This window comes from Kitasatospora sp. NPDC004799, assembly GCF_040609095.1.
In the GTDB taxonomy this organism is placed as follows: Bacteria; Actinomycetota; Actinomycetes; order Streptomycetales; family Streptomycetaceae; genus Kitasatospora.
This window is the reverse complement of the sequence record NZ_JBEXJK010000817.1, coordinates 1-1,205: the sequence shown is the minus strand read 5'-3', so window position 1 is coordinate 1,205 and position 1,205 is coordinate 1. Positions and strand designations below refer to the sequence as shown.

Here is a 1,205-nt window from a genome sequence, read left to right as displayed (position 1 = left end):
CGCCGGCCGCCGCGGGACCGGCCGGGCCCGGGCCGGGCTGCCCGAGACCGGCCTCGCGCAGCACGGCGGCCTGGCCCGCGTACTGCTCCAGGCAGCCGCGCGCGCCGCAGGCGCACCGGACGCCGTCCGGGTGGACGGGGAGGTGCCCGAGTTCGCCGGCGAAGCCGCGGGCGCCGCGGAACAGCCGCCCGTCGATGACCAGGGCAGCACCGATCCCGGCGTCCGCGGAGACGTGCAGGAAGGTCTCCGCGGCCTGCTCGGCGTTCCAGTACTCGGCCAGGGCCCCGAGGTTGGCCTCGTTCTCCGGCTCGGGCACGGTGCCCGGGTCGGGCCAGTGGTCGGCGACGCCGACGGTGCGCCAGCCGAGGTTGGGCGCGCGCTCGACCCGTCCGACGGGCTCGTTCGCCACCACCCCGGGCACCGCCAGGACCCGGCCCTCGACGCGCAGCCCGAGGCCGCGGGCCTCGGCCTCCACCTCGGCGGCCAGCTCGGCGGTCTCCGCCAGCACCTGCCCGGCCGTCCGGCCGGCGTTCGCCCGGTCCACCCGGCGCCACACCCGGGTTTCGCCGCGCAGGTCCACGACGCACGCGGCGAGGTGCGTGACCCCGATCTCCAGGCCGAGGCCGGCCGGGCCCTCGGCGCTCACCGCCAGCGCGCGCCCGGGGCGGCCGACCCGTCCGTCGGGCGCGGTCTCACACTCGGTCAGCGCGCCCCGCCCGATCAGCTCGTCGACCAGCGAGGAGACGGCCGCCCTGGTCAGGCCGACGCGGACGGCGACGTCCGCGCGGGACAGCGGGCGGGCGAGCGGGTCGTGCGCGGCGACCGCGCCGAGGACCACCGAGAGGTTCCGCCGCCGCATGTCCTGCTGCGACGCGGGCCCGTCGCCCTGGCTGTTCCTCGCTCTGCCGACCACGGTCACGTGCGCGCCCCTCCTACCGGTCCTCGGCCGGGGCTCCCTGCAAGGCCCCGGCCCGACGCAGGGTACCGCTGATCCGTTCGAGGGCGTCCGTGTCCCGTGCCACGGGCTCCAGCACCGGGCCCTCGGCGGTGCGCCAGCGGCGGGCCACCGCGTCGGCGGGCTCGCCGGTGAGCAGCGCGGCGGCCTGGGCGGCTCCTCCCCCTCCCACACCTCCCCGCTGTGCGCCGCCCCCAACTCGTGCAGCCGCACCAGCGCCGCCGCCAACTCCTCGGTGAGCCAAACCGGT

1 protein-coding gene and 1 pseudogene are annotated in these 1,205 nt (G+C 78.9%); both read right to left on the bottom strand.

Going from position 1 to position 1,205, the window contains the following annotated elements:
* On the bottom strand, positions 1–859 hold an 859-nt coding region (locus tag ABZW03_RS41015), incomplete at its 3' end, for an ROK family transcriptional regulator (protein ID WP_355269998.1).
* Positions 860–932: 73 nt separating this feature from the next.
* Positions 933–1,118 (bottom strand): annotated as a pseudogene (locus ABZW03_RS41010) (xylulokinase); the annotation flags it as partial.
* Positions 1,119–1,205 lie beyond the last annotated feature (87 nt).